Annotated in this window: 23 protein-coding genes; 8 read left to right on the forward strand and 15 right to left on the reverse strand. The window is 71.1% G+C overall.

Annotation, left to right across the window (positions count from 1 at the left end; translation table 11 throughout):
* Positions 1-37: 37 nt before the first annotated feature.
* Positions 38-679 (forward strand): hypothetical protein, encoded by a 642-nt coding sequence (locus tag OG948_RS08135; protein WP_406295027.1) that lies wholly within the window; start codon positions 38-40, stop codon positions 677-679.
* Between the two features lie 132 nt (positions 680-811).
* Here OG948_RS08135 and OG948_RS08140 read toward each other — a convergent pair whose 3' ends face one another.
* Positions 812-1,945, reverse strand: a complete 1,134-nt coding sequence (locus OG948_RS08140; protein WP_406295029.1) for a chemotaxis protein — start codon at positions 1,943-1,945, stop codon at positions 812-814.
* Between the two features lie 300 nt (positions 1,946-2,245).
* On the opposite strand from OG948_RS08140, the gene OG948_RS08145 reads away from it, so the two are divergent.
* Positions 2,246-3,802, forward strand: coding sequence for an ABC transporter substrate-binding protein (locus OG948_RS08145; RefSeq protein ID WP_406295031.1), 1,557 nt, complete (start codon positions 2,246-2,248; stop codon positions 3,800-3,802).
* Here the strand turns inward: OG948_RS08145 and OG948_RS08150 are convergent.
* From OG948_RS08150 to OG948_RS08165, 4 genes are all read right to left on the reverse strand, one after another.
* On the reverse strand, positions 3,774-5,270 hold the full coding sequence (locus tag OG948_RS08150) for an MFS transporter (protein ID WP_406295033.1): 1,497 nt from the start codon (positions 5,268-5,270) through the stop codon (positions 3,774-3,776). The genes OG948_RS08145 and OG948_RS08150 overlap by 29 nt on opposite strands.
* A gap of 152 nt (positions 5,271-5,422) precedes the next feature.
* Positions 5,423-6,475: a fatty acid desaturase family protein gene (locus OG948_RS08155; RefSeq protein WP_406295035.1), complete on the reverse strand. Its 1,053-nt coding sequence runs from the start codon at positions 6,473-6,475 to the stop codon at positions 5,423-5,425.
* 246 nt (positions 6,476-6,721) lie between these two features.
* Entirely contained in the window at positions 6,722-6,940 is a 219-nt protein-coding gene (locus OG948_RS08160; RefSeq protein WP_406295037.1) for a hypothetical protein, read from the reverse strand.
* Between the two features lie 100 nt (positions 6,941-7,040).
* Entirely contained in the window at positions 7,041-7,988 is a 948-nt protein-coding gene (locus OG948_RS08165; protein ID WP_406295039.1) for a LysR substrate-binding domain-containing protein, read from the reverse strand.
* Between the two features lie 499 nt (positions 7,989-8,487).
* Here OG948_RS08165 and OG948_RS08170 point away from each other — a divergent pair, with 499 nt between their 5' ends.
* Entirely contained in the window at positions 8,488-10,353 is a 1,866-nt protein-coding gene (locus tag OG948_RS08170; RefSeq protein WP_406295040.1) for a hypothetical protein, read from the forward strand.
* A 106-nt stretch (positions 10,354-10,459) separates the two neighbouring features.
* Here the strand turns inward: OG948_RS08170 and OG948_RS08175 are convergent, their stop codons facing one another.
* The 4 genes from OG948_RS08175 to OG948_RS08190 all read right to left on the reverse strand — a co-directional run bounded on the left by OG948_RS08175 (position 10,460) and on the right by OG948_RS08190 (position 15,651).
* Positions 10,460-11,188: an SMI1/KNR4 family protein gene (locus tag OG948_RS08175; protein ID WP_406295042.1), complete on the reverse strand. Its 729-nt coding sequence runs from the start codon at positions 11,186-11,188 to the stop codon at positions 10,460-10,462.
* 9 nt (positions 11,189-11,197) lie between these two features.
* Positions 11,198-12,703 (reverse strand): MFS transporter, encoded by a 1,506-nt coding sequence (locus OG948_RS08180; RefSeq protein WP_406295043.1) that lies wholly within the window; start codon positions 12,701-12,703, stop codon positions 11,198-11,200.
* Positions 12,704-12,840: 137 nt separating this feature from the next.
* Positions 12,841-14,961: an endonuclease/exonuclease/phosphatase family protein gene (locus tag OG948_RS08185; RefSeq protein ID WP_406295045.1), complete on the reverse strand. Its 2,121-nt coding sequence runs from the start codon at positions 14,959-14,961 to the stop codon at positions 12,841-12,843.
* A gap of 138 nt (positions 14,962-15,099) precedes the next feature.
* The gene (locus OG948_RS08190) at positions 15,100-15,651 is read right to left on the reverse strand and encodes an NADPH-dependent FMN reductase (protein WP_406295046.1); all 552 of its coding nucleotides are present in this window, start codon (positions 15,649-15,651) and stop codon (positions 15,100-15,102) included.
* Between the two features lie 59 nt (positions 15,652-15,710).
* Between OG948_RS08190 and OG948_RS08195 the strand changes: the two genes are divergently transcribed.
* Positions 15,711-16,178: a YbaK/EbsC family protein gene (locus tag OG948_RS08195; protein ID WP_406295047.1), complete on the forward strand. Its 468-nt coding sequence runs from the start codon at positions 15,711-15,713 to the stop codon at positions 16,176-16,178.
* A 20-nt stretch (positions 16,179-16,198) separates the two neighbouring features.
* On the opposite strand, the gene OG948_RS08200 is transcribed toward OG948_RS08195, so the two are convergent.
* Complete coding sequence (locus OG948_RS08200; RefSeq protein WP_406295048.1) at positions 16,199-16,948, reverse strand: enoyl-CoA hydratase-related protein; 750 nt, start codon at positions 16,946-16,948, stop codon at positions 16,199-16,201.
* A 109-nt stretch (positions 16,949-17,057) separates the two neighbouring features.
* Positions 17,058-17,720, reverse strand: a complete 663-nt coding sequence (locus OG948_RS08205; protein ID WP_406295050.1) for a class I SAM-dependent methyltransferase — start codon at positions 17,718-17,720, stop codon at positions 17,058-17,060.
* A 389-nt stretch (positions 17,721-18,109) separates the two neighbouring features.
* Here OG948_RS08205 and OG948_RS08210 point away from each other — a divergent pair, with 389 nt between their 5' ends.
* Complete coding sequence (locus OG948_RS08210; protein WP_406300203.1) at positions 18,110-18,994, forward strand: helix-turn-helix domain-containing protein; 885 nt, start codon at positions 18,110-18,112, stop codon at positions 18,992-18,994.
* Here the strand turns inward: OG948_RS08210 and OG948_RS08215 are convergent.
* The 3 genes from OG948_RS08215 to OG948_RS08225 form a co-directional block, all read right to left on the reverse strand.
* Positions 18,957-19,154 (reverse strand): DUF397 domain-containing protein, encoded by a 198-nt coding sequence (locus OG948_RS08215; protein WP_406295051.1) that lies wholly within the window; start codon positions 19,152-19,154, stop codon positions 18,957-18,959. The two genes, OG948_RS08210 and OG948_RS08215, sit on opposite strands and share 38 nt — an antisense overlap.
* 230 nt (positions 19,155-19,384) lie before the next feature.
* On the reverse strand, positions 19,385-20,785 hold the full coding sequence (locus OG948_RS08220; protein ID WP_406295053.1) for a vWA domain-containing protein: 1,401 nt from the start codon (positions 20,783-20,785) through the stop codon (positions 19,385-19,387).
* A 6-nt stretch (positions 20,786-20,791) separates the two neighbouring features.
* Positions 20,792-21,652 (reverse strand): AAA family ATPase, encoded by an 861-nt coding sequence (locus tag OG948_RS08225; protein WP_406300204.1) that lies wholly within the window; start codon positions 21,650-21,652, stop codon positions 20,792-20,794.
* 475 nt (positions 21,653-22,127) lie between these two features.
* Between OG948_RS08225 and OG948_RS08230 the strand changes: the two genes are divergently transcribed.
* The 3 genes from OG948_RS08230 to OG948_RS08240 are packed head-to-tail and all read left to right on the forward strand — an operon-like array spanning position 22,128 to position 24,162.
* The gene (locus tag OG948_RS08230) at positions 22,128-22,751 is read left to right on the forward strand and encodes an AIM24 family protein (protein ID WP_406300205.1); all 624 of its coding nucleotides are present in this window, start codon (positions 22,128-22,130) and stop codon (positions 22,749-22,751) included.
* 23 nt (positions 22,752-22,774) lie between these two features.
* Positions 22,775-23,395 carry an AIM24 family protein gene (locus OG948_RS08235; protein WP_406300206.1) on the forward strand — a complete coding sequence of 207 codons (621 nt, stop codon included), beginning with the start codon at positions 22,775-22,777 and terminating at the stop codon, positions 23,393-23,395.
* The gene (locus OG948_RS08240) at positions 23,392-24,162 is read left to right on the forward strand and encodes an AIM24 family protein (RefSeq protein WP_406295055.1); all 771 of its coding nucleotides are present in this window, start codon (positions 23,392-23,394) and stop codon (positions 24,160-24,162) included. Before OG948_RS08235 ends, OG948_RS08240 begins: the two co-directional genes overlap by 4 nt.
* A 239-nt stretch (positions 24,163-24,401) precedes the next feature.
* Here OG948_RS08240 and OG948_RS08245 read toward each other — a convergent pair whose 3' ends face one another.
* Positions 24,402-25,310, reverse strand: coding sequence for a LysR family transcriptional regulator (locus tag OG948_RS08245; protein WP_406295056.1), 909 nt, complete (start codon positions 25,308-25,310; stop codon positions 24,402-24,404).
* Between the last annotated feature and the right edge of the window lie 50 nt (positions 25,311-25,360).

Raw genomic sequence — 25,360 nt, forward strand, 5'->3', positions numbered from 1 at the left:
TGTGCGCGCGTGGGGCTCTTGCGGATAACGTCAGCCCATGACCGGTGTCGCACAGCCCACGCCAGAGCAGGTCCGTGCCGCCGCGGACGTTCTCAAATCGGCGATCGACGACCATTTGGCCGCCGTCGAAGCCCGTCAGGGCGAGAGCGACCCGGCCGTGTTCGCCGCGTACGACGCGCTCGCCGCCGCCGCCGAGGCGTACGACGAGCTGTTGTACGACGCCTATGACGAGGTCACCCCGTTCGAGGTGCCCGGCAGCAGCGAGGAAGCCGAGTACGAGGGTCCGACCAACCCGGAGGCGGTCACCGTGCTGATCCGCCGGGACTATGTGATCAAGGATCTGATCACGCTCGTCGACCACGCCCGCCGGGCCGACGCGGAGGCCGGCGACGCCGAACCGCCGACGTCCCCGCGCGACACCGGCACGGACAGCGCGTCGAGCGCGGTCGCGGTGTTGTTCGACGTCTACGACCCGGACGAGATCGCCCAGCGCGCCGAGGAACTCGGCCTCGAACCGGGCGATTCCACCCTGTGGGTGTCGGCGATCGAGCCGACCGAGCCGGGCGAGTGGCTGGACGCACCGTTCGACGACGCGGATCCGCGCAGCATCATCTACCGATTCGAGACCAGCACCGCGTACGAGGACGACCTCGAAGCGCTGGAACGCGATCTGCACTGATCGCCGACCCACCGTCACCATGACACGTGTCACACGAGTGCGGCGGCGCCCCCACGGGGTGCCGCCGCACTCGTCGCGTTCCGGACCCGCGGCGTGCCCCGGGCCCGCCGGTCGTCCACCCGCCGGCGCGACTCAGTAACGCAGCGCCAGCGCGATGCCGCCGGCCTCCTTCAGCGTGTCGTCGGGTACGAAGACCACTTCGCCGTCCGCCTCCAACACCGCCTCGACCACGGTGTCCACGATGTCGTCCTCGGCCCGGCCGGCCAGTACCGCGTCCTCGGCGTGCGGTCCGGTCAGCACTTGGAGCGCGATCTCCCCGGTGCTGTCGACGGTGACCAGGCGCCCGGTCACCCGCAGCCCCTCCTCGACCACGAGCAGCGCGCCGCGGCCGGCCCGAGCCGGCGCCCACGTCTCCTGGATGCCACCGGCGTACCGCTTGGCGCTGCGCGCGTCGTCCAGCCCGCGCAGCGCCGCCGCGGTCGCCTCGGCCGCCAGCGCGACCCGTGCCGGCGCGAGGATCTCGGCGAATTGCGCGGGAGTGGCCTCCACGACGCCGCCGACCTCCAACTCGGTCCCGGCCAGGTGCGCGGCGTGGCGGGTGCCCTCACGGAACGCCTTGACCTGCGGCCGCAAACCGACCACGACGACCTTGCCCGGGCGCCCGGCCAGCGCGCGCGCCAACTGCTCGTCGGCCTCGTTCAACAGCCGCCGGAAGTCCTCGCTCACCCCCATGCCGCCGCCTTCGCGAGTGGGCGGTCCGTCCCGCTCGGGGCCGCCCGAGGTGACCGGGAAGCCGCCGTCGCGGATCTCGTGCACCCCGTCGCCCCGGCCGTGCCACAGCCGCACCTCGTGCTCGCTGAGCACCAGCGCCCAGTACGGGGTGAGCCGCTCGGCCGCGGACACCAGGTTGCGGGTGAGGTAGGTGGTCGCCAGGATCACGCGCTCGCTCACCGGCGCCTCCACGGTGAACGCGTAGTGCTCCTCGGCCGACGCGTACAGCACCAGGCCGTCCAGGAAGTGCTCGGGATCCAGTTCGGCCGCCGCGGCCTTGAGCCGGTCCACGGTCTTGATCCGCGCCTCCCGACCGACCTCCGGATCCGCCGAGAGCCGCTTCTCCGCCTCGGCCAGCACGTTCCGCAGCCGAATGTGGTCCTGCTGGTTCTCCGGGCGGTGCCGGTGCGTGGGCAGCGTCAAGGACACCGCGGGGTACGCGCGCGGGCGGCGCAGCTCGGCGAGCAGTTCCGGCGACAGTGCGGCGGTCGTCATGCGGTCTCCTGGCGTGCGTTGCGTTCGGGGGTCTCGGGCTTGGACGCCGTGTCCGTCGAGGGCCGACAAACACAGCGTCCTATGCCCGATTTACCACGGAAATCGCATGAATCACCCGACCGGCCCGCAGGCTCCGCGTCGATCACCCACCACCCCGGGGCGATCACTCTGCATGGAACGGTTGTTGACGGTGAGTCAGAAGTGACCCTAGGTTGATCCCCATTGCTCGTCGAGACGCAGCACCCATGGAGACCCAGGGTCCGCCCGACCCGGGATGGGCCCGTGCGAGGAGCGACCACCGTGCGATCCGTGCTCCCCCGGCAGGCGGCCCTGTTCGCCGCGTTGACCGGACTGACCCTGACCACCGCCGCATGCGGCTCGCAATCATCGGGCACCGGCGGCTCGTCGCGTGGCGCGATGACCGTCCTGGTCACCCAGGAGGCGCGCAGCCTGGACCCGACCGTGGCGAGCCTGTCCCAGATCACCGGTGGGACCCAGGCCGCGGCCGTGTTCGACGTACTGCTGTGGATCGATCCCAAGACCGGGCGGGCCCAACCCCAGCTCGCCGAGAGCGCGACCGCGGCGGAGGACGGCCGGGTCTGGACGCTGCGCCTGCGGCCGGATCTGAGGTTCTCCGACGGCACCGCGCTGGACGCCGAGGCGGTCCGGTTCAACTGGGAGCGGCACGCCGATCCGGCGAACAAGTCGATGCAGGCGCGCGTGGTCGCCGGGCTCGGCATATCCGTCACCGACAGCCGGACCCTCAAGGTCACGCTGCCGGCGCCGAACGCGCACTTCGACAAGGTGATCGCACACAACCTCGCGTTCATCGGCTCGCCCACCGCGATCAAGGCCGACCCGAAGGGCTTCGGCGCCAAGCCGGTGGGCGCCGGGCCGTACCGCCTCAAGAACTGGGTGCGCGACCAGCAGATGGTCCTGGAGCGCAATCCCAAGTACTGGCAGGTGGGCGGACGGCCGCCGCTGAAGGAGTTGACCCTCAAGCCGGTGGTCGACCAGACGCAGCGGCTGGCCATGTTGAGCGCCAACCAGGCCCAGGTGCTGACCACGGCCCAGGCCAAGCTGATGGGGGACGCCCGCAAGGCGGGCCTGCCGGTGCTGACCGAGGCCAAGAGCGGCGGGTTCATGACGCTGTTCAACACCAGTCGGCCGCCGTTCGACGATCCCCGCGCACGCCGCGCGTTCGCGCTGATCATGGATCCGACCCAGCGCGCGAAGGTGGTCACCGACAACGCCGGGAAGCCGCTGAGCACGTTCCTGCGCCCGGGTTCGGACTTCGCCGCGCCGGACGCGCCGATGCCGGCGAACAACCGGGCCGAGGCGCAGCGGCTGCTGGACGCGCTCGCGGCCGAGGGCAAGCCGCTGTCCTTCACCTACAGCACGTACAACAGTCCCGGCTCGCACGTGACCGCCGAGTACTGGCTGGCGCAACTCGCCGAGATGAAGAACATCTCCATGAAGACCGAGTTCCTGGAGGGCACCCAATACCTGCAGAAGGTGCAGATCCAGCGGCAGTTCGACGCGGGTGAGTTCGTGTTGTCCTTCGACGACCCGGAGCCGGTGTTGTACAACTTCCTGCACTCCAAGGGCCAGGACAACCACATGCAGTGGAAGAACCCGGCGGTGGACCAGGCGCTGGATCGGGCCCGGGCGGTCACCGACGTGCCGACCCGGCGCGCCGCGTACGCGCTGGTCCAGCAGGAACTAGCCAAGGACGTACCGATGTTCGCCTACGAGCAGGCGTTCACCGCGGCGATCCAGGCGAAGGACGCGAAGGTGGTCGACCTGACCGTCTTCGAGGACGGGCTGATCATGTTCGACCGGTTGGGTCTGGGCTAGAGGCGGTCGCCCGGGGCTCGCTCTCCCGGGCGGAGTTCGACGGCTGCGGCGGGATGGCCGCGGCCGTCGGGCCGGTGGGCTCGGGGATGCACAGGCACGCGACGAGCGCGCAGCAGGCCACCACGCCGGCGATCACGAAGACGACCATGTAGGCGTGCAGGGCGGGCAGCACGAGGCCGCCGACGTCGATCGTGTACGACGTGAGCACCGCGGCCACCACCGCGCTGCACACGGCCTGGCCGATGGTGCGCATCAGCGCGTTGATGCCGTTGGCGGCGGCCGTCTGCGCGGCGGGGATGGCCCGGATGACCAGCATCGGCAGCGCCGAATAGCACATCGCGGTGCCGGAGGCGACCACGGTCGCGCCGAGGATGATGGTCCACAACTCGTGGCTGGTGAAGATCCGCACCACGTAGCCCAGGCCGAGCAGGATGGCGCCGACGCCGAGGCAGAACCGGGGCCCTCGGGTGGCGGTGAGCCGGGTGGAGATCGGCGAGAGCGCGACCATCATCACCCCGCCGGGCAGCAGACACAGGCTGCCGACCGCGACCGACACGCCCAGCCCGTAGCCGCTGTCCTTGGGCGTCTGCACGAGTTGGGCGGTGGACAGGCTGTTGGCGTAGAACGAGAAGCCGATGAACAGCGCGGCGATGTTGGGCAGCAGTACGGCCGGCCGCGCGGTCACCCGCAGGTCCACCAGCGGGGTGCTCGCCCGCCACTGGTGCGCGCCCCACGCGAGCAGGATCAGCACGGCCGCGCCGAGCAGGCCCAGCGTGCGGGTGCTCGTCCAGCCCCACGCGGTGCCCTTGGACACCGCGAGCAGCAGGCAGACCAGGAACGCGGCCAGGCCGAGCGAGCCGATCACGTCGAATCGGCCGGGGTTGCGCACCGGCGACTCGCGCACCACCAGCACGATCGACACCAGGACCAGCAGGGCCAGCGCGGTGGCCCCCCAGAACATCGCGTGCCAGTCGGCGTGGTCGACCACCAGACCGGCCAGCGGAAGCCCGACGGCCGCGCCGATGCCCAGCGTCGAGCTCATCATCGCCACGCCGCCGCCCACCTTGGCCGGCGGCAGTTCGTCGCGCAGGATGCTGATCCCCAGCGGCACGACCGCGGTGGCCATGCCCTGGAGGGTGCGGCCGACGATCAGGACGCCGATGTCGGAGGTGAGCGCGCACATCAGCGAGCCGATCGAGAGCACGCTCATCGCCACGACGAGCATGCGCTTCTTGCCGAACATGTCCCCGGCCCGGCCCAGCAGCGGCGTGCACACCGCACCGCTGAGCAGGGTCGCGGTCAGCGTCCAGCTGACCGTCGACGCCGAACTGCCGGTCAGCGCGGGCAGATCCGGGAGCAGCGGTACCACCACGGTCTGCATGAGCGCGGCGACGATGCCGCACGCGCCCAGGACCGGTACCAGGAAGCGTTGCCGTGGGTCCTGCGGAGTGGGGGCGGGACCGGCCACGGGACGCGCTCCTGGGTGGGGAAGGGGATGGTCGGCCCCACCCTAGGGATAGATGTACAACACATCAATCGTTTCCGCGCACCGTTTCCGTGCACCGTTTCCGCGCACCTTGCCACCGGCCTTCTCCCCGCGGCATCCCGCCGCGGCCCGGCCTACCCGGCGTGCTCGGCGCGCAGCGACGCGCCCACGCCGTGCATGTGACCCAGCGCCTGCCGATAGGACCGCACCAGGCTCGTCTCCAGGTATGGCACCCCGAGCCGGTCGCAGTGCGCGCGTACGATCGGCTGCGCCCGGCGCAGGTTGACGCGCGGCATGTTCGGCACCAGGTGGTGCTCGATCTGGTAGTTCAGGCCGCCGAGCATCCAGTCGGTGACCGGTCCGCCCGTGACGTTGCGCGAGGTCAGCACCTGGCGCCGCAGGTGGTCCCACTTCACGCCCGGCCCGGGCGTCGGCATGCCCTTGTGGTTGGGCGCGAACGCCATGCCCAGGTGCAAACCGAGCAGCGCGTGCGTGACGAACACGAAGACCAGCGCCTTCACCGGCGACATCGCGATCAGCAGTACGGAGAAGTACAGGGCGTAGTGCACGGCCAGGACCGAGCCCTCGACCAGGCGCTCGCGCGGGGTGCGCTCCTTGAGCGCCATCAGGCCGTTGACCTTGAGGTTGAGCCCTTCGAGCAGCAGCAGCGGGAAGAACAGCCGGGCCTGGTGCCGGGTCAGCCAGCCCATCAGGCCGGTGCGGCCGGCGGTCTGGTCGGCGTCCCAGACCAGCACGCCGACCGAGACGTCCGGGTCCTTCTCCAGGTGGTTCGGGTTGGCGTGGTGCTTGTTGTGCTTGGCGTTCCACCAGCCGCAGCTCATCCCCATCAGCAGGTTGCCGTGCAGCAGCGAGAGCACGCGGTGGGTGCGCGCCTTGCGGGCGATCTGCTGGTGACCGGCGTCGTGGCCGACGAAGGACGCCCGGGTGGTGAACAGCGCGACCGGGATCGCCAGGGCGAGCTGCCACCAGGAGTCGCCGACCCAGAGCACCGCGGCCCAGGAGCCGAGCAGCAGGAGCAGGTTCAGGCCGATCATCCGGGCGTACCAGGCGGTGCGCCGCTCCAGCAGGCCGGCCACCTTCAGCTCGGCGAGCAGCGGCGCGAAGTCACTGCCCCGACGTTCCGGCGATATATCCGGATTATCCAGGATTGGTGCGGTCAAAGTCATGGGGCGTCCCGGTTCTGGGTGAAGGGTGGTCGGGTGAGCGCGGTGGCTTGGCGCCATCTCGACGCTATTGATCAACCGCCCGAGGGACGATCCGACAAGCCCCCCGATCGTGGGGGGAGGCTGCATACCCCGCGAGGGGGTCGAGCACCATGGACACGCGCGGCGCGATCCGGTAGGTGGCCGGCACGGGGTTTGGAAAACCCTTGACGCGTTGCAGGCACTGTCGCATCCGGATCGGGGTGCCGGCTACCCGTTGCGACGGGGAATATCCGGGAATCGACCGACCCGTACCGAAACGCCGTGGTTCGTGGCCCGGTACACGCCCGCCGCCTCGACCGGTGCGGCAGTGCCCGTCGCGGCTCCCGCGCCGCTCGCCCGGTGGACCGGCAGCGACCCGCTCGACAGCGCCTGCGCCGGCCCGACCGCGATGGTGTCCGGCGAGGTGGCGGTGGTGTCGTTCGACACGGTGGGCCCCTGTGCGCGATGCGCGCGGTCGTCGAGGTGGCATGGTGCTCCCGGGCGAAACCGCTTGAACAGGGCGTGCAGAGGTGCGGGCCGGGCGTGCTCAGTCCGGGTCGAGCGCCGTCTCGTCGCCGAGCGCGGCCCGCAACGCGGCGGCCTGTTCACCGATACAGGCCAGGAACGCGTCCACCGCCGGCGTCGGCGTGCGGTCCGCGATCAGCGTCGTGCCCACCGTGCGGCGCACCGATTCCAGCGGCACCGGCAACACCGCGAGCCGCTCGTCGCCGGTGACCACGAGTTCGGGCAGCGCGGCGATCATGTCGGTGGCCAGCAGCAGCGCCCGGATGGTCAGGATCGAGGTGCACTCCACCCGGTCGGCCGGCAGCGGCAGCCCGCTGCGCACGAACAACTGGGCCAACTCGCTGCGCAGCGCGGTTTGTTCGAGCGGCAGGATCCACGGATGCGCGATCGTGTCGGCGAGAGCGCGCGCGCTGTCCAAAAGCGGGTGGCCCTGCCGCACCACCAGCCGGATCGGCTCGCGATACAGCGCGCTCTGCCGTACCCGACCGGCGTCCGCGGCCCGGCCGAGCCGACCGATCACCACGTCGATCTCGCCCGCGAGCAGTTGCGGGTACAGCACGTCGTAGGTGGCCTCGCGGACGATCACGGTGATCCCGGGCCGGTCCCGTTTGAGCGCGGAGACCGCGCGCGGCAGCAGCACGCTGGTGCCCGCGAGCAGCGTGCCGACGGTGACCGTACCGGTCTGCCCCTCGCGCAGGCTCGCGATGTGGTCGCCCGCCCGGCGCACCTCGGCCAGGATCACCCGCGCGTGTGCCACCAGGGCGTCGCCGTACAGCGTGGGGCTCGTCCCGTGCGGTCCCCGCTCGAACAGCGGGACGTCGACCATCGTCTCCAACTCGCGCAGGGTGCGGGTCGCGGCGGGCTGGGTCAGGTGCAGTGCCTCGGCGGCCCGGCTGACTCCCCCGTGCTCGGCGATCGCCGTGATCAGGGTCAGATGCCGGAACTTCAGGCGTCCGTCGAGCAGGTCCACGCAGGCTCCCGTACCGGTCCGATGGTGCGAACCCGACGGGGACGCATACCTGTTTGGTGATGTTGTGGCGCCGGATCGGCATTGGATGGACATGCGCCAACGCAGCCATCATGCACGTGGCGACAGCTTCTTGACGAGCCGTTCGCCCGGATACGGGCGATCGGGTCGGGTAACGACGCGCCGTTGTTGTTCGGCCACGACGCCGACTCGTTCCGCGCCGCGGAGCGTGCCGGTCCGTCGGCACCGCGCTCCTCGACCGACACGCGGTGGCACCGGAGCTTCCGGGGCCACCGGGTCGGGTTGCTTCGCAGGATGTGGCATTCGCCCGCGAAGAGGTGACGGGGAGCGGTGCGGCCGGCCATCACGGCGCGTTCGGAGGCTGCCGCCGGCTGGAAAGCGGGCCGAACCCGCCGGCGACCTCGGCGCCGTCCCCGGGTGGCACCCCGTCCCACCGCAAGCGCACTTCCCCGTCATTGTCCCGTGTCGGAAGGTTCGTCAGATGCGCCGCAAGCCCGCCCCCGGCAACAGATCCCGCAGATCCCGGAGATATCGCAGATCCGGCGCCCTCGCGGTGGCCGCCCTGGTCGCGGTCACCACCGCCGGCTACGCGGGCGGCCCCGACCGCGACGCCGCCGCCGGTCCCTCGCCGCACACCGCGAACGCCGCGGCCGGCAAGCAGGATCCCAACATCCCGTTCGTGTGCCAGGAGCGCCGTCCGCAACCGGCCGACCCGAACGCCTACGGCATGCAGCTCGACGGCTCGTTCCTGGCGCCCGCGTCGACCCCGCTCGACGAGGAGAACCCGCACCCGTTCCCGGGCCGCCGCGCCGAGTACGACGCCAGGCAGTACGTGAAGAACATGAACGTCGAAGCCGCCTACGAGGGCTACGACTTCACCCCGGACTTCTTCCACACCTGGCAGAACATCGTCGACTTCGGCGGGCGCCGGTACATGTTCCAGTACGACCGCTCCGAGGGTCGCGTCTACGACATCACCGACGTCAAGCACGTCACGGTGGTGGAGCGGATGACCCGCGAGGACGTCGGCGGCGACGAACTCAAGGCCAACGGCACATGGGCGGCGGGCGACTATTGGGGCGCGTCCACGATCCAGTGGAACAAGCGCCTGAACGCCTACGTGATGGTGCAGTCCTTCGAGGACAAGCGGCAGATCAGCGAGTTGACCGACGAGCCGGGCCACGACAAGTACGGCAACCCCGCCGGTGTCGAGAAGTTGCGCACCAAGCCCGGGCTCAAGGGCTTCAAGGTCTATCGCCTGGACGGGCCCCGGAAGGCCGATTGGCGGCTGATCTCGACCGTCAGCACCGACTCGACCCAACCGGACCCGCTGAACAGCGACCCGGCCAGGGCCCAGCAGGGCTCCGGCTCACTGGACGTGCCGTACTGGGACGGCGGCAAGTACATGTTCATCGCCGTCGCGCCGAACGACACCTTCGCCAACACCGAGTACCCGACCAACCTGCACTCGGCGGGCTACCAGTCCTACGACATGTCCGACCCGACCAGGCCGAAGCTCCTGGACACCTGGCACCTGCCCGGCCAGGTCACCGGCGAGGACGACGCGTACGCGAAGAACCCGCGCTGCGGCAACCGGACCAGTTGGCTCGGCGCACGGATGTCGCTGTTCGTGCCCAAGCCGGTCGAGCAGGGCGGCCGGTACGGCTTCGCGGTGCAGGGCGGTCTGGGCATGACCATCCTCGACATCTCGGACCCGGCGCGGATGCGTCAGGTGGGCCACGTGGACCTGCCGCCGTCGGTGGCGGGCACCGAGGGCGACAACATCGACGTGTCGCAGTACGAGAAGACCGGGATGATCTACCTCTCCGGGTACCCGCTGACCGAGGACTGCTACGAGCCGTACAAGCCGATCCACCAGATCGACGCGCGGGACGTGGCCAACCCCCGAATCGTCGGCCAACTGCCCCGGCCCACGCCGCCGAGGTCGGCCGGGATCACCGACTACTGCCAGCGTCGGGGCAGCTTCGGCCCCAAGCGCACCGGCTACTACACCAACCCGGGCCGGCACGACGACGGCACACTCGTGTACGGCTTCTACAACGCGGGCGCCCAGGTCTTCGACGTCGGGAACCCGGCCCGGCCGGAGATCGAGGCGTACTTCGTACCGAAGGCGTTCGGCACCAAGACCAAGGACTGGCCGACCGAGGACGGCACCTTCCCGGAGTGGGCGATGGGCAACCAGACGCACGGCGTCTACGTCGAGTGGGACCGCAACGTGGTGTGGGTGCTGACCAACCACGGCATCTACGCGCTGTCGTCCAAGGACGTGCTGGGCAAGCCGAACCTGGGCAAGCCCAAGGAGCCGTTCCGCGACAGTCAGTCCTGATCTCGTCGCGCAGTCCTGATCCCGTCGGGATCGGGTCGTTGCGGTCGCCCGGGCCCGGGGTGCCCCGTCGTGGGTGCTCCGGGCCTCGGCACGTCGTGACGGCGGGTCAGCCGTCCCTACCGTCCTCTTCCCCCTCCTCGTCCTCCTCTTCGCCGCAGACCGCGTCGAAGAACCGCTCCAGGTCCTCCTCCGTGCGGGCGCGGACCAGGATCATCCCGCCGTCGTAGCGGGCCAGCAGGTCGGGGCCGGCGAACCAGCGCACCCGGTTCCCGGGGTCCTCGCACTCGGGATATCCGGGAAAGGCCAACTCGGTGAGGTCCTCCGGGAGTTGCTCCACCTCCTCGGGCGCGAACTCGATCGCCTCGACGAGTTCGTCGTCGAACAGCAGCACTTCGGAGAGCACCGTCTCGATCGCCGCGAGCGAGAACCGGGGCAGCCAGGCCGACCACCGTTCCGGATCGGGCTCGGCCAGGCTGTAGCTCGCGATCACCGCGGGATCGTCGCCGTCCGGCCGTATGCCCCACCACGCGACGCCCTGGTTCTCCTCGCGGAACACCAGCACGCCGTCCTCGATGTAGAGCTTGTCCGGCGGCAGCAGCACATCGTGATTGCTCGTCAGGTCCGGGCGCCGCCCCACCAGTTCGTACAGCTCCCGGAGCGCGGTCGGCAGCGCGACGCCCAGTCGCGCGGCGCTCGCGTCCAGTTCCGTCGGGTCGTAGCCGTCCGAGGCGCCGATCGCCCGGGACCGGTCGGCGGCGAACGCGCGGATGAACTCCCAGGCTCCGGACCGATCCGCGAGCGCGGAGGGCAGTGCCGCGTGGATGTCGAAGGTCATGCCCGGACGCTACCGGGTCACCCGCGTGCCGCCTCGGCCCGCCTCGGCGGGCACCGGAGTGCGTTCCTTGCGCAGATCCAGGAACGCGACCACGAACGCGGCGAGCACGAACCCGACCGAGACCACCAGCCCGTGGCGCAGCGGCCCGGCCCAGTCCTGCCCGTGCACGGCCGCCAATTGGGAGAAGAAGACCGCCCCGACCGCCGCGATCCCCATCGCCGAGCCGATCCGCTGGCCGGTCTGCAACACCCCGCCCGCCGCGCCGCCCTGCACGGGCGGCACCTCGGCCAGGGTCAGCGTCTGGTTGGGCGAGATCACCATTCCGCTGCCCAGCCCCGCACACACCAGCGGCGCCACCAGCGCCCAGCCGGCCGCCTGTCCGGGCACCTCGTACACCGCCAGGATCGCGCCGCCCAGGCCGACCGCGACCAGCACCAGGCCGCCGGTCACCAGCGTGTGTCCGAAGCGGTTCACCAGGCGTCCGCCGATCGAGGCGCCCACCGCCGAGGCGAGCGCGAACGGGGTGATCGCCACGCCCGCGAGCAGTGCGCTGTAGCCCAGCCCGGACTGGAAGAAGAGGGTGAAGACGAAGAAGATCGAGGTGAATCCGGCGAAGTAGAACAACATCACCAGCAGGCCCAGGGTGTACGAGCGCACCTTGAACAGCGCCAGGTCGACCACCGGCTTGCGACCGTGTCGGCCCTGGCGGATCTCCCACAGCACGAAGACACCGAAGAACGCCGCCGCGACCGGCACCAGCAGCCACTTCGCCGGCCCCTTCCACTGGCGTTCCTCGACCAGCGGCAACAGCAGCGACACCACGCCGGAACCGAGCAGGAGCACGCCGATCGGGTCGAGTTCGCGCAGACAGGCCCGATGCGCGTGGTCGGGCCCCGGCAGCAGGCGCCAGGCCAACGCGAACGCGAGGATGCCGATCGGGAGGTTGACGTAGAACACCCATCGCCAGCCCTCTTCGGCGCCGAACACCTTGATGATCAGGCCGCCGAGCAGCGGGCCGACGGCCGTGGAGATGCCGATCACCGTGCCGAACATGCCGAACGCGCGGCCGCGTTCGCGGCCGGAGAACATCTGCTGGATCAGCGCGGACACCTGCGGTGTGAGGATGCCGCCGGCGATGCCCTGGAGCAGTCGGGCCAGGACCAGCCACTGCGAGGTCTGCGCCGCGCCGCACAGCGCGCTGGCGCCGGTGAACAGCGCCAGGCCGGTCATGAACATCATCCGGCGACCGCGCGCGTCGCCGATCCGCCCGGCCGGTACCAGGGCGAGTCCGAAGGTCAGCGCGTAGCCGGACAGCACCCACTGGATCTCGCTCTCGCTCGCGCCGAGGCCCTCGCGGATGGACGGCAGCGCGACATTGACGATCGACACGTCCAGCAGGGTGATGAACCCCGCGATCAGACAGACCGCGAGCGCCTGCCACCGACGCGGGTCGGGCTCGTCGCGCTGGGTCACCGTCCCACACCCCTCCTCCGGAGCCACCGCGACGGTGGCCATCCGAAGGACGGTGCCCATATTCCCCACGCGCAAGGCCGCCGCCCGGGTGACCCGTCCACCCTGGGCGGGCCCGCTCGCCTGCCGCCGCCCGGCCGTCGACCGGGCGGCGGGCCCACTCCGCCCGCGCCCGATCCGGGTCAATACACGAGCGTCACCGCGACCGGAAGGTGATCGGACGCCGTCGACGGCGGCGCGTCGACGGCCGCGACCCGCAACCGCGGGTCCACCAGGACCTGGTCGATCTCCTGCTTCGGCTTATCCGCCGGATAGGTCCGCAACGGCCGCACCCGGCCCAGGCCGTCCACGAGTCCGCGCCCGGTGAACGCCCGCATCTGCGGGCTGTCGATCGTCGCGTTCATGTCGCCGAGCACCACCACCGGCGCCGACGCCCCCAGCCGCACGGCGAACGCCGCGGCCCGCTCCGCCTGCTCCTGCGGGACCTTGTCGTCGGCGTCCTGAAGATGGGTGGACACGACGCCGACGAGCTTTCCGGGCGCCGCCTCGATCACCACGCCCAACGCCTGCGCGCCGGTCGGCGCACCCCCGGCGGGCAACTTGATCGACTCCAGGTGTCGGATCGGCTTTCGGGTCAGCACCGCGTCGCCCCACTGCGGGTCGGCCGCCGGCGCGAACCGGTAGGGCAGGTCGAGCCGGCGCGCGAGCAGGGTCAGCACGTCGTGACCGCCGTTGAGGAACCAGGCCCGGTCCACCTCGTTGAGCACCAGCACGTCCGGCTTCAGCGCCCGGATCGTGTCCGCCGTGCGATCCGGGTCGAACCGCCCGTCGACGCCGTACCCCATGCGGATGTTGTACGTGACCACCCGCATCGTCCCCGCCGCCACGTCCGGCACCGGCGCCGACCCGGCACCCGGGCGCAGCCCGAACGCGGCGAGGGCGATCAGTACGGGGAACACGGTCGCCAGCGCGAGTGGCGCGTGCACGCGCTCGGCCAGGGACGGCGGCGGCGGGAGTTCCCGACGCCGATCCGCCTTGCGTCCGGCGGGGCCGCCGACGGCGGGCGCTCCCGGTCGGCTGCCCGCGCGACCGGTCGCGGGCTTGGCGCCGGGACGTGCGCCGGGCCGGTGGCCGGGCCGCTGCGCGGGCCGGCCGGCGCGGGTCCGGCCGCCGAGCGGGACGTCGGACCGGGCACCGCCGTGCGCCACGGTCCGGCCCCGACCACGCGCCGGCACGGGCGCGGCCTCCGGTTCGGGCTCGGACGCGGTGGGCGTGCGCCGGTCCCGTACCGCCGCGAGGCCGGCGGGCACCGCGAGCGCGAGCACCCCCAGGAGCAGCACCCGCCCGCGAGCCAGTACGCCGATCTCGATGTCGTAGCGGGCGTAGTGCAGGAAGGTCAGCCCGACGAAGCCGACCATGCTCCAGGCCGGCGCCCAGCGCACCGCGGGCCGCGTCCGCGCGGCGGCGTCGCCCAGGACCAGCCCCAGGCCGAGCACGCCCAGCGCCTGCCAACCGGCCGCGCCGGTGGGGGCCAGGCCGACGACGCCATCGTGCGCGCTCGTCTCCAGGTAGCCCGCGCCGACCACGCCGGCGATCAGCAGCACCAGGCCCACGGGCAGCACCCACACCCCGCGCAGTCGGGACACCGGCACCGCGAGCGCCCATGCGGCCACCAACACCGGTACACCCCAGCGTGGTTCACCGGCGGCGGCGTGTGCGACGCCGACGTTGCCGAACAACACGCCGGTGAGGAACAGCGCGGGACCGAACACGGCCCACAACACCGGACCGGGCGCGGGTACGGCCGGGGCCTGGATCCACACCTGCGCGGCGACGAACACCACGGCGAGCGTGCCCAGTACGGCCCAGCCGCGCCAGGCCTCCAGCCACATCGGGTCGAGGGTGCCGAGCCCGGCGTGCAGCGCGACCGCCGCCGCCAGGCCGGCCGGTACGCCCACGCTCGCGTCCCAGCCGGTGTGCGCGACCGCGATCAGCCAGCACAGCGCGGCGACCAGCGCCAGGCACGCGAGGTAGAGCTGCGCGTCGCCGCCGTCGGTGAACTGCAGCCACAGCCGCAGCATCACCATGGCCACGCCGGCCAGGACCGCGACCGGTCGCCCGCCGACCCGACGGCACAGCGGCACCACCGCGAAGGCGACCGCGAACCACGCGATCGCGAACAGGCCCAGCTGTTCGGCGGGAGTGGCCCCGGCGTCGCCGTACACGGTGATCAGCGAGGGCAACCACACCCGCAGGATGTCGACCAGAAAGACGATCCCCAGAGCGATCACGATCACAGGCACGCGTAACCCCCGTCTCGATGGCGGGGTCAGCATAGAGCGGCGAAACACCGTTCGGGAGGCCACTTCCGGCGATGGTCGGCCGGTCCTCACCCGGGCGCGCGGCGCCCGGGCAACCGACCGCGCCACGGCCCGGGGCGGTCAGTCGCGCGGGGGAAGCGCGCGGGTGAGGGTGGTCAAGGCCGCGGTGATGCCCGCGCGTACCTCGGGGTCGGCGATCAGGCCGTCCGGGCCCACCGCGTCCCGGGCCACGCCGACGCGTACGCAGGCCGATTCGACGACGTCGGCTCCGGTGTAGCCGAGCACGGTGCGCAGACTCTCGTGCGCCTTGGCCGCGCCGTTCGGGTTGGTGGAGGCGTTGATCCAGGCGACCGGCTTGTCGCTGGTCTCGACGCCGCCGACGGTCCAATCCAGCAGGTTCTTGAACGAGCCGGGCAACGCGCCGGCGTATTCGGGGGTGGAGAACAGCACCGCGTCGGCGGTGTCGATCGCGGTCCGCAACTCGACCACGGCGGGCGGCAGCGGTTCGCGGTCCTCGTCCGGGTTGAAGTGCGGCAGCGCGTGCAACCCGTCGAAGACAACCGTCTCGACCCCCTCCGGCGCGACCGCCCGCGCGGTCCGCACCAGCGCGGAGTTGGTGGACTGCGCCCGCAGCGACCCACTGATCAAAAGCACCCGACGAATGGCTGTCATGGCCGGTCAAGGTAGCAGCGCACGGGTACCGGTGCCGGGCGCGGCGCTAGTCTCACCGCATGCATACGCCGGTCGAGAAGGTCGCCGAGGCGCTGCGCTCGCTCGGCGCAACGGGAGAGATTCGGGAATTCGCCGAGACGGTGCCGACCGCGGCGGCAGCCGCCGAGGTACTGGGCTGCGACGTGGGCGCGATCGCGAACAGCCTGGTGTTCTCCGCCGACGGCCAACCGCTGCTGGTGATCACGAGTGGGGCGCACCGGGTGGACACCCGGGTCGTCTCCCGCCTCCTGGGCATCCGCAAACTGCGCCGGGCCGACCCGGAGTTCGTGCTCTCGGCCACCGGCCAGGAGGTCGGCGGCGTGGCCCCGGTCGGCCACCCGTTCCGGATCCGCACCCTGGTCGACACCTGGCTGGACAAGCACGAGGTGGTCTGGGCCGGGGCCGGCGACCACAACCACATGTACCCGACCACGTACGCCGAATTGTTGCGGATGACGGGTGGTCGGGCCGCGGACGTGGAGGCGTAGGCGCGGGACGGGGCCCAGGCTCAGCGGCCGGTCCACTCGGGGGCCCGCTTGCCCAGGAACGCGGCGACGCCTTCCTTCATGTCCTCGGATGTGGTGATGCTCGCGAACCCCTCCGCGGTGCTGCTCCATCCCAGCTCGTCGTCGGCCGCGACCACGTCCTCGACCGCCTTCAGGCTCGCGCGCACCGCGACCGGGCCGTTCGTGCAGATCCGCTCGGCCAACCCGAGGGCGCCCGCCAGCGCCTCGCCCGGCTCGGTCACCCGGTTGACCACGCCCACCTGGTACAGCCGCTCGGCGGGCAACGGGTCGCCGACCAGGAGCATTTCCCTGGCCAGATTCAGCGGCAGCGCCCGGGGTGCCCGGAACGTACCGCCGCAGATCGCCATCAGTCCGCGCTTGACCTCGGGCAGTCCGAACCGCGCCGTGCTCGACGCCACCACCAGGTCGCACGCGAGCACGATCTCGAAGCCGCCGCCCAGCGCGAACCCCTCCACGGCGGCGATCAACGGCTTGCTCCGCCGCCTGCGGATCACCCCGTACTCGCCGCCGCGTTCACCCTTGGGGCTCAGCCCGGCGGCCAGGTCGGTGCCGGCCGAGAAGACCGTCGGGGTGCCGGTCAATACCCCGATCCACAGGTCCGGATCGTCTTCGAGGAGGTTGAGCGCCGCCTCGATCCCGTCGGCCACCCGCTGATCGATCGCGTTGCGCTTGGCCTCCCGCTCGATCGAGACGACCAACACCCGTCCGCGCCGCTCGGTGGTCACCGTCATGGCAGGCTCCTTCACGATCGATCGAGTGTCGCCTCCGGATGATCTCTAGCCCAAGTCGACAACCATCACAAGAGCGGCCCTCGCCCGCCCGGGATCGATCGGGCCCGGGTCACGCCGGCCTTCGCACGATCGTCTCCCAGTGCGCCCAGATGCCCGCCGGTGGCTCGCGACGTTCGGTGTGTTCCGCGCGCAGCGGCAGTACCGGTTCGAAGTCGCGGAGCAGGGACTCCAGTTCGAGTCGGCCGTAGTAGTGCACGACGAGGCCGGCCTTGAAGCCCTCCAGGTAGCGGAAGGTGCGGCCGCTGTCCTTCGTGACGTCCAGCACCTCGTGCGCCTCGACCGCCTCGGTGTCGGCGGAGGCGGTCCGCAGCGCGAACAGGCCGCCGGGGGCGACCCGGGCCAGCGAGCCGCGCAGCAGCTCGCGAGCGGCGTCGCGGGTGCCGTGCTGGTGCACCTGGATGCCGATCACCAGGTCGTAGCGTCGACCCGGCGGCAGATCCTCCTGGGTGCCGTGCACCAGGGTCGACTCCGGGGCACGGGCGGCCAGTTGCTCCAGTGCCGGGCGGGAGGGGTCGACGCCGACCAGGTGCAGGCCGGCCTCGGTCAACGGGATCAGGTTGCGGCCGTTGCCGCAGCCGATCTCGACGCCCGAGGTGCCCGGCGCGGCCACCGCGAGGATACGGTCCACGAACGGATCGGGCCCGGCGTCGGCGTACATCCCGTCCGCGTAGGCGTTGTCCCAGAAGTCCACGGCGAGCCGATTCGCGTCCATGGGGTCGAGCCTGACAGATCGAACCCGGCGATCGGGCGACGACAAACCGGCCACGTTCGCACCGACCGGGTGGATGTACGACCTCCTCGAAGGCCGGTCGGGCCCACCCGCTTTGCGCCCCACCCGCATCCCCGCACCCACCCGCCACCTCGGCCCCAGGCCCGCGAGTTCGTGCGGCCGGCCGAATCTCCCGCTCGGCACGACTCGTGGCGGGACCTCGGGTGCCGGGCCTCTTGCCGAGGGGTATCCCCATGCAGTACAGCTCGATATGTCGGTCGTGCGTTGGCTTTCTGCCACCTCGCCAGACGCGAGATGGCCGACCGGAAAGCCGATGGGTGATCTTTTCGACCACCACGGGGAGGGCATGGATGCCGACGAGTCAGGATCCGATGATTTTGCGTCGGCGCTTACGCGACAAGCTGCGGCGACTTCGCGAAGCGGCCGGATTGACCCAACGCGATGTGGCGACCCGCCTGGAATGGTCGCTTTCGAAAGTGATCCGCATCGAATCCGGCGGCGTGGGGGTGACCGTCACCGATCTGCGGGCGCTGATCCAGCAGTACGGCATCACCGACCGCACCCGGGGGGACGAACTCCTGGCCCTGGCCAGAGGCGCACGGCGACGCACCCCGTGGAGTGCGTATCGCACGATCGTCTCCCCGGCCCTGCTCACCTTCCTGGGCTACGAGTCCTCGGCCACGCTGATCCGCAACTTCGAACCGCTGCGCATCCCCGGCCTGTTGCAGACCGAGGCGTACGCGCGGGCGATCCTGGAACACCTCAGCCCGGGCCGGCACGTCGACGAGCAGGTCCGGCTGCGCCTGGACCGGCAGCGGATCCTGCACAACGGCGAGGACGAACCGCTGTTGAACTTCGTGATCGACGAAGGTGTGCTGTATCGCCCGGTCGGCGGGGTATCCGCGATGTGCGAGCAGTTGCGCCATCTGCTGACGGTCCGGGAATACCCTCGGGTCTTCGTACGGATCGCGCCGCTGAGCGCCGGACTGAATTCGATCGTGAATCTCGGCTACACGATCTTCGAGTTCCGCGATCCCGAGGACGGTCTGGTGCTCTCCGTCGAGGGTCCCGAGGAAAAGCACCTGACCATTCGGGAGAATTCGGAGGTCGAGGCGCCGTTGAATTACCTGGAGGATTTCTGGCGCCTCGAACAGATCGCCCATCTCGATGAGGCGGAGGAGCTGATTCGACGAGCGCTCGACCATCTCTCCGCGGGTTCTACCGGGATACCCGGGCCGCACCCGTCAGCGTCGTGAACAGAGCCCACTGGGCTCCGGCGAATCGAAGCCGAGGATCGCTTGCCGACTGCTTCGAGTCGCGCACGAGTACACCGTCGAGGATCGCGACCTCGAGGCAGTTGCCTCCGCCGCTCTTCGAACTCTTGCGCCATGCGGGAGCGTCGGCCTGAGCTCGCATTTGTCACCCATCCTCAAAAGCCGGCGGCGACCGTCGAGGCATCTCTCCCGCCCGCCTCGCGGAGCAGGGGCATCGACGTGTGCCGTGATCACGGCACGTACCCTCGCGGCTTGCCGAGAGGTAGTCAAGTCGGCACGTCAAGGCACTCCCCCGAATGTACGAACACGTTCGATCGAGCCCTTCGGCCGACCTTTCGCGGCCATCCCCGGGCCGCGGTCGACCGCTCGCGATCAGGCCAACTCGCCGATGAACGCGCCCAGTTGCGTCAGATTGCGACACTCGATCATGGAAATCCGCCGACCGTACACGCTCGCGATCGAGTCGCCGGTGTCCCAGTCGCGCTCCGGTTCCGGATTGAGCCACCACGCGTGCCGGGCCGGCGCCACCATGGCCTCGATGGCGGCCAGGGCCGGGTCCTGATAGTTGTTCCGCGCGTCGCCCAGGATCAGCAACGAGGTCTTCGGCCCGATCACGTCGCCGTAGCGCTCCACGAAGACTCGGAACGCGTGTCCGTAGTCGCTGTGTCCGCTCAGCCGCACCAGATTCGCCTCGGCGGTCAGTCGGCGCATCGCCTCCGTGACGTCCCCGCCCGGTCGCTCGAAGAACCGGGTCACCTCGTCCACCGTGTCGATGAACGCGAATGCCCTTACCCGGGCGAACTGTTCACGCAGCGCGTAGGCGAGCATCAGGGTGAAGTGGGCGAACGAGGCGACCGACTCGCTCGCGTCGCACAACACCACCAGTTCGGGTTTGTGCGGCCGGCGCGGCCGGTGGTGGGTGGTCAGCGGCACGCCGCCCGTGGACAACGACGCGCGCACCGTGCGGCGGAAGTCGAGACGGCCGTGCCGGCCCGCGCGTTGACGGATCGTCAGCCGGGTGGCCAGGCGCTGCGCGAGCGGTTGGATCTCCCGGCGCAGCGCGATCAGGTCGGTCCGGCTCGCGCGCAGGATGTCGAGGTTCTCCACCGCCGGCTTGACCGCGGTCTCGGCGACCCGGTCGACACCGCGCTCCTCGGCGAGTCGACGGCGTACGTCGGCGAGGACGTGCCCGTTCAGCCGGTCCATCCGGGTCTGGATCATCCGTCGCGCGTTGCGTTCGGCCACTCCGCCCGGGAGTTCGCCGCCCAGCACCGCGCGCAGCAGGCCCGCCATCAGCGTTCGCGGGTCCAGGGCGCGACCGACCGTGTTCGCGGACCACGAGGGCCCCGAAGGGCCGTCGAAGGCGCCGAACCGCCCGACCGCCTCGCGGGCCAACCGGCGCAGCGCGATGTCGTCCTCGCCGAGCAGGAGTTCGCGCAGCCGGTCGCGGAAGGCCTCGGCGTCGGCGGCGTCCGGATCTCCCCCGGCTCGCGCCGCGCCGGCCGGTTCCTCGGGCGCCGCGTCCATCGGATCGGCCTCGGTCGTCGCCGCCGTGCCCACCGGGAACCACAGCTCGAAGAGCGTGTCGAAGACGTCCCGGTGGGTGTGCCGCTTGACCAGCGACGCGGCGTAGGCGGCCCGCAGCGTCTCCCGGTCCTCGAGGTCGAGCACGGTCAACGCGCGGGCGGCGTCCAGCCCTTCGGCGAGCGACACCGGCAATCCGCCGTGGCGCAGCGCCCGGACGAAGCCGGTGTGACGGTCCAGGAGGGACATCGGCGATCAGCCGCCGATGCCGGGCAGGCCGAGTTCCTTCGCGGCCCGGGTGTGGTCGGAGGAGTGCTTGAGCACGACGCCGAGCGTGCGCGCGATCGCCTCCTCGTCCAGCACGTCGGCCTCCAGCGCGATCAACGTCCTTGCCCAGTCCAGGGTTTCGGCGATGGACGGCGCCTTCTTGAGTTCCAGCGCGCGCAGCGACGCGACGGTGCGCACCACCTGTTCGGCGAGTTGTTCGCGGATGCCGGGCACTCGGGTGAGCACGATGTCCCGCTCGCGCTCCGGCGTCGGGTAGTCGATGTACAGGTACAGGCAGCGCCGCTTGAGCGCCTCGCTCAGCTCGCGCGTCGCGTTCGAGGTGAGCACCACGAACGGGCGCCGTGCGGCGGTGATCGTGCCCAGCTCGGGAATGGTGACCTGGAAGTCGGAGAGCACTTCCAGCAGCAGCCCCTCGACCTCGACGTCCGCCTTGTCCGTCTCGTCGATCAGCAGCACGGTCGGCTCGTCCCGACGGATCGCCGTCAGCAGCGGCCGGGCCAGCAGGAACTCCTCGGCGAAGATCCCGGCGCGGGCCTCGTCCCACCCGTCCACGCCCGCCTGGATGCGCAGCAGTTGTTTGCGGTAGTCCCACTCGTACAGCGCCCGGGACTCGTCCAGGCCCTCGTAGCACTGCAACCGGATCAGCTCGGCGGAGCCGGCCGCGGCGACCGCCTTGGCCAGCTCGGTCTTGCCGACCCCCGCCGGCCCCTCGATCAGCAGCGGCTTGCCGAGCGCGTCGGCCAGGAAGACGGCGGTCGCGATGCCGGGGTCGGTCAGGTAGTCGACGGCGCTGAGCCGGCTGCGGGCGTCCTCGGGCGAGGCGAACATCGTCATGGTGGTGCACTCCTCGCGGTCCGCGGCCTGCCGACGCGCCGGATCCGGCCGGCTGCCCTCTCAAGCTACAAGAGGCCCTCCGCGCCGACGCAACGGCGTGGCCGCACCGCCCGAATCGCCGCCCCGCGCACCTGACAGACCGTCACATGACCGATTCTCGACGCCGAACGGCCGACATGTGGGGAGTTCCCGGCTCTTCCCGGCCGGCTCCGCCGGGCAGGCCGGACCCGCCGGGCAGGCACCGCCCGCGTCCTCCATCGAGTCGCCCGGCGCACCGCCCGCCGGTTCGGGCGACGACGTCCGACCGCTGCCCCCGGTCGCCCCGGCGACACCACCGCTTCCTCCCGCACCCGCGGTCCCGCCGCCGCCGATCGCCCCGCCGCTGGTAAAACCCCGGCAAGATGAGGGGTTTCCACCCTCCGGCGACCGGTGGCCCGCTGCTAGCTTCCGGACCGTGGCGACCTTTGTGATGCATGGCACGCGAGTTCTCGCGGTGGGCATGAGCGGAGAGGCGGTCAAGGCCCGGAACGGGACGATGATCGCCTATGACGGACGGATGTCCTTCAAACGACTGTCGGGTGGGGGTGAGGGCCTGCGCGGCATGGTGACCCGTCGACTCACCGGTGAGGGCATGACCCTCATGGAGGTGAGCGGTGAGGGCACCTGTTGGTTCGCCGACCGGGCCACCGAGATCAATCTCGTCGAGCTGACCGGCGAGACGCTGCACGTCGAGTCGAGCAATCTGCTCGCCGTCGACCAGAGTCTGCGCACCGGCACCGAGTTCACCGGCCTGAGCGGCGCGACCAGCGGCCAGGGCCTGTTCACCACGACCGTGTCCGGTCAGGGCACGGTCGCGGTCACCTCCGACGGGCCGGCGATCGTACTGCGGGTGTCGCAGAGCGAACCGCTGTCGGTGGACCCGGGGGCGTATGTCGCGCACACCGGGCAGCTGCGCAAGGAGTTCGTCAAGGACGTCAACTGGCGCACCTTCATCGGTGAGGGATCCGGCGAGAGCGTGCAGTTGCGCTTCCAGGGCGAGGGGCTGGTCTACGTACAGCCCACCGAGCGGCAGACCATCGGGGGCCAGACGTGACGTTCGACCAGGTCAACTCCAAGATGATCGAGGCCACCGTACGTCCGGGGCAGACGCTGTACTGCCTGCGCGGTGCGATGTTGGCCTACCGGGGCGAGGTCTCCTTCACCCCGACCACCACCGGAGCCCAAGGCGTCGGCGGGATGATCGGGCGGCGGCTGGCGGGCGAGTCGGTACCGCTGATGAAGGCCGAGGGCGACGGCACGGTGATGTTCGGCCACGCGGGCCGGCACGTGCACCTGATCCAGATCACCGGCGACACCCTGCACGTGGAGGCGGACCGGCTGCTCGTCTTCGAGGACTCGTTGCAGCAGGGCACGATGTTCATGGGCTCGCAGGGCGGCGTGCGCGGCATGATCCGCGGCCAGGTGACCGGCCAGGGGCTGTTCACCACGACGCTGACCGGCCACGGCTGGTGCGGGGTGCTCGCGCACGGCGGCGTGATCGAGTTGCCGGTCCAGCCGGGCCGCTCGATCCACGTCGACCCGCAGGCATATGTGGCACACCGGGGCCAAATCGACAATCGGATCGGCGCCAACGTGGGTTGGCGCGATGTGATCGGACGCGGTTCCGGCGAGGCGTTCCAATTGGAACTGTCCGGCACGGGCACGGTCTACGTCCAGGCGAGCGAGGAGAAGTTGTGACCGCCCTCGGTTCCGGCCCTGCGGTGTTCGACGCACGAACGCTGCCGCAGGACGACAACGTCAATCCGTACGCCTTCTGCGTGGCGCTCGACGGCGAGTGGTTCGTGCAGAAGGGCAAGATGATCGCCTACTACGGGCGGATCAAGTTCGAGGCGCTGGGCGTGGGCGCGCTCGACCGGTTGGTCACCGCGAACTTCAACTCGCCGCTGTACATCCAGGACTGGATCGTCGCGCAGGGCAAGGGCCAGTTGTTGCTCGCCGACCGCGGCTTCGACGTCAACTCGTACGACCTGGAACTGGGCAACCTGACCATCCGGGCGGCCAACCTGCTCGCGTTCCAGCCCGGCCTGGACCTGAAGCAGTCGATCGTGCCGGGATTCGTCACCCTGATCGGCACCGGCAAGTTCGTGGCCGCCTCCAACGGCGCGGTGCACTTCGTCGAGCCGCCGATCCGGGTGGACCCCGAGGCACTGCTCGGCTGGGCGGACTGCCCGACGCCGTGCCACCACTTCGACACCAAGTACATGCGCGGCGCGCTGGGCATGGCGCGGCGGTTGACCGGTCTGGGCGGCGCGTCCGGCGAGGAGCACCAGTACGACTTCGTCGGCAGCGGCACGGTGCTGATGCAGTCCTCGGAGATCTCCATCGACCCGAATCTGATCCCGGCCCAGGCCGCGGCGGCCAACCAGCCCGCCGGGCAGCAGGGCACGCCGGGGATTCCCGGGCTGCCCAACCTCCCGGGACGGCTGGGGCGCCTGTTGCAATGAGGCCGGCTCGACGGGAACCGGCGCCGGGGCCGCGCCGTTGACCAGGGGAGGCCCTTTACTGGGGACGGTGAAGGGCCTCGCCAACGCTTCGGGCACGATCGCGCGCCATCGGGGCCGCGCGCCGGGACGCGGTGTGCGGCCGCGTGGGGCGCACTCGCGCCGCCGGGACGCGGGCACGCGTCACCGGGCCGCGGGCCGGCGTCGCCGGGCAGCGCGGGCGGATGCTGTGCGCGGCCCGCTCAGAGTTGGTCGGCCAGGTCGCTGGCCGCCGCCACCTCGCGCAGGAGCTGGACCAGCACGCCGACCCCCTCGTGCTCCGCGTCGGCCCGCCAGAAGGCGGTCACCGCCACGTCCGGCGCCCCCGTCAGCGGGACCTGGACGACCCCGCGCACGGGACGCTGCCGGGCCCATCCGCGCGGCGACAGGCCCACCCCCTGGCGATCCACCACGCGCGCGATCACGTCGTCCACGCTGCCGTACGCCTCGACGATCTCGGTCGCCCCCGACCGCCGCAGCGCCTCGGTGACGCGGGTGAACAGCCGGGGATGCGGTTGGCGCGGCCACACCACGACCGGCTCGCCGCTGCCGACCAACTCGGTCAGGTTCACCGACGACCGCCCGGCGAGCGCGTGTTCCTGCGGGAGCAGCGCGACGAAGGCGAACGTACCGACCCGCGCGGACTCGAAGCCCGGGCCCAGGTCCGGCAGCCAGCCCAGCCCCGCGTCCAGGACACCCTCGCGCACGTCGGCCACCTGACGGGCGGTCGGCTCGCTGGTCCACTGCACGCGCAGGGCCGGGTGGCGGATGTGCAGCGCGGAGATCGCGGCGGACACCAGCGATGGGCCCAGGCCGGAGGTATATCCCACGCGCACCTGATCGGCGTCCCAGCTGGCCCGCCGACGCACCTCGGCGCACGCGTCGTCGAGCACCCGCAACGACTCGTCGAGCCGACTGCGGAACACCTCGCCCAGCGGCGTGAGCGCCACCGGCAGCGAGGATCGGTCCACCAGCCGGGTGCCCAGTTGCTGCTCCAGGCGGCGCACCGCCTTGCTGACCATCGGTTGGGACAGGTACAGCCGTGCCGCGGCCCGGCCGAAGTGCCGTTCCTCGGCGACGGCCAGGAAACATCTCAGGTCGCGCAGTTCCATGGATACCCACCTATGCCGTGTCGGCATAACGTTAGCAAGAACAGGGGCTT

The organism is Embleya sp. NBC_00888 (assembly GCF_045207655.1).
GTDB lineage: Bacteria > Actinomycetota > Actinomycetes > Streptomycetales > Streptomycetaceae > Embleya.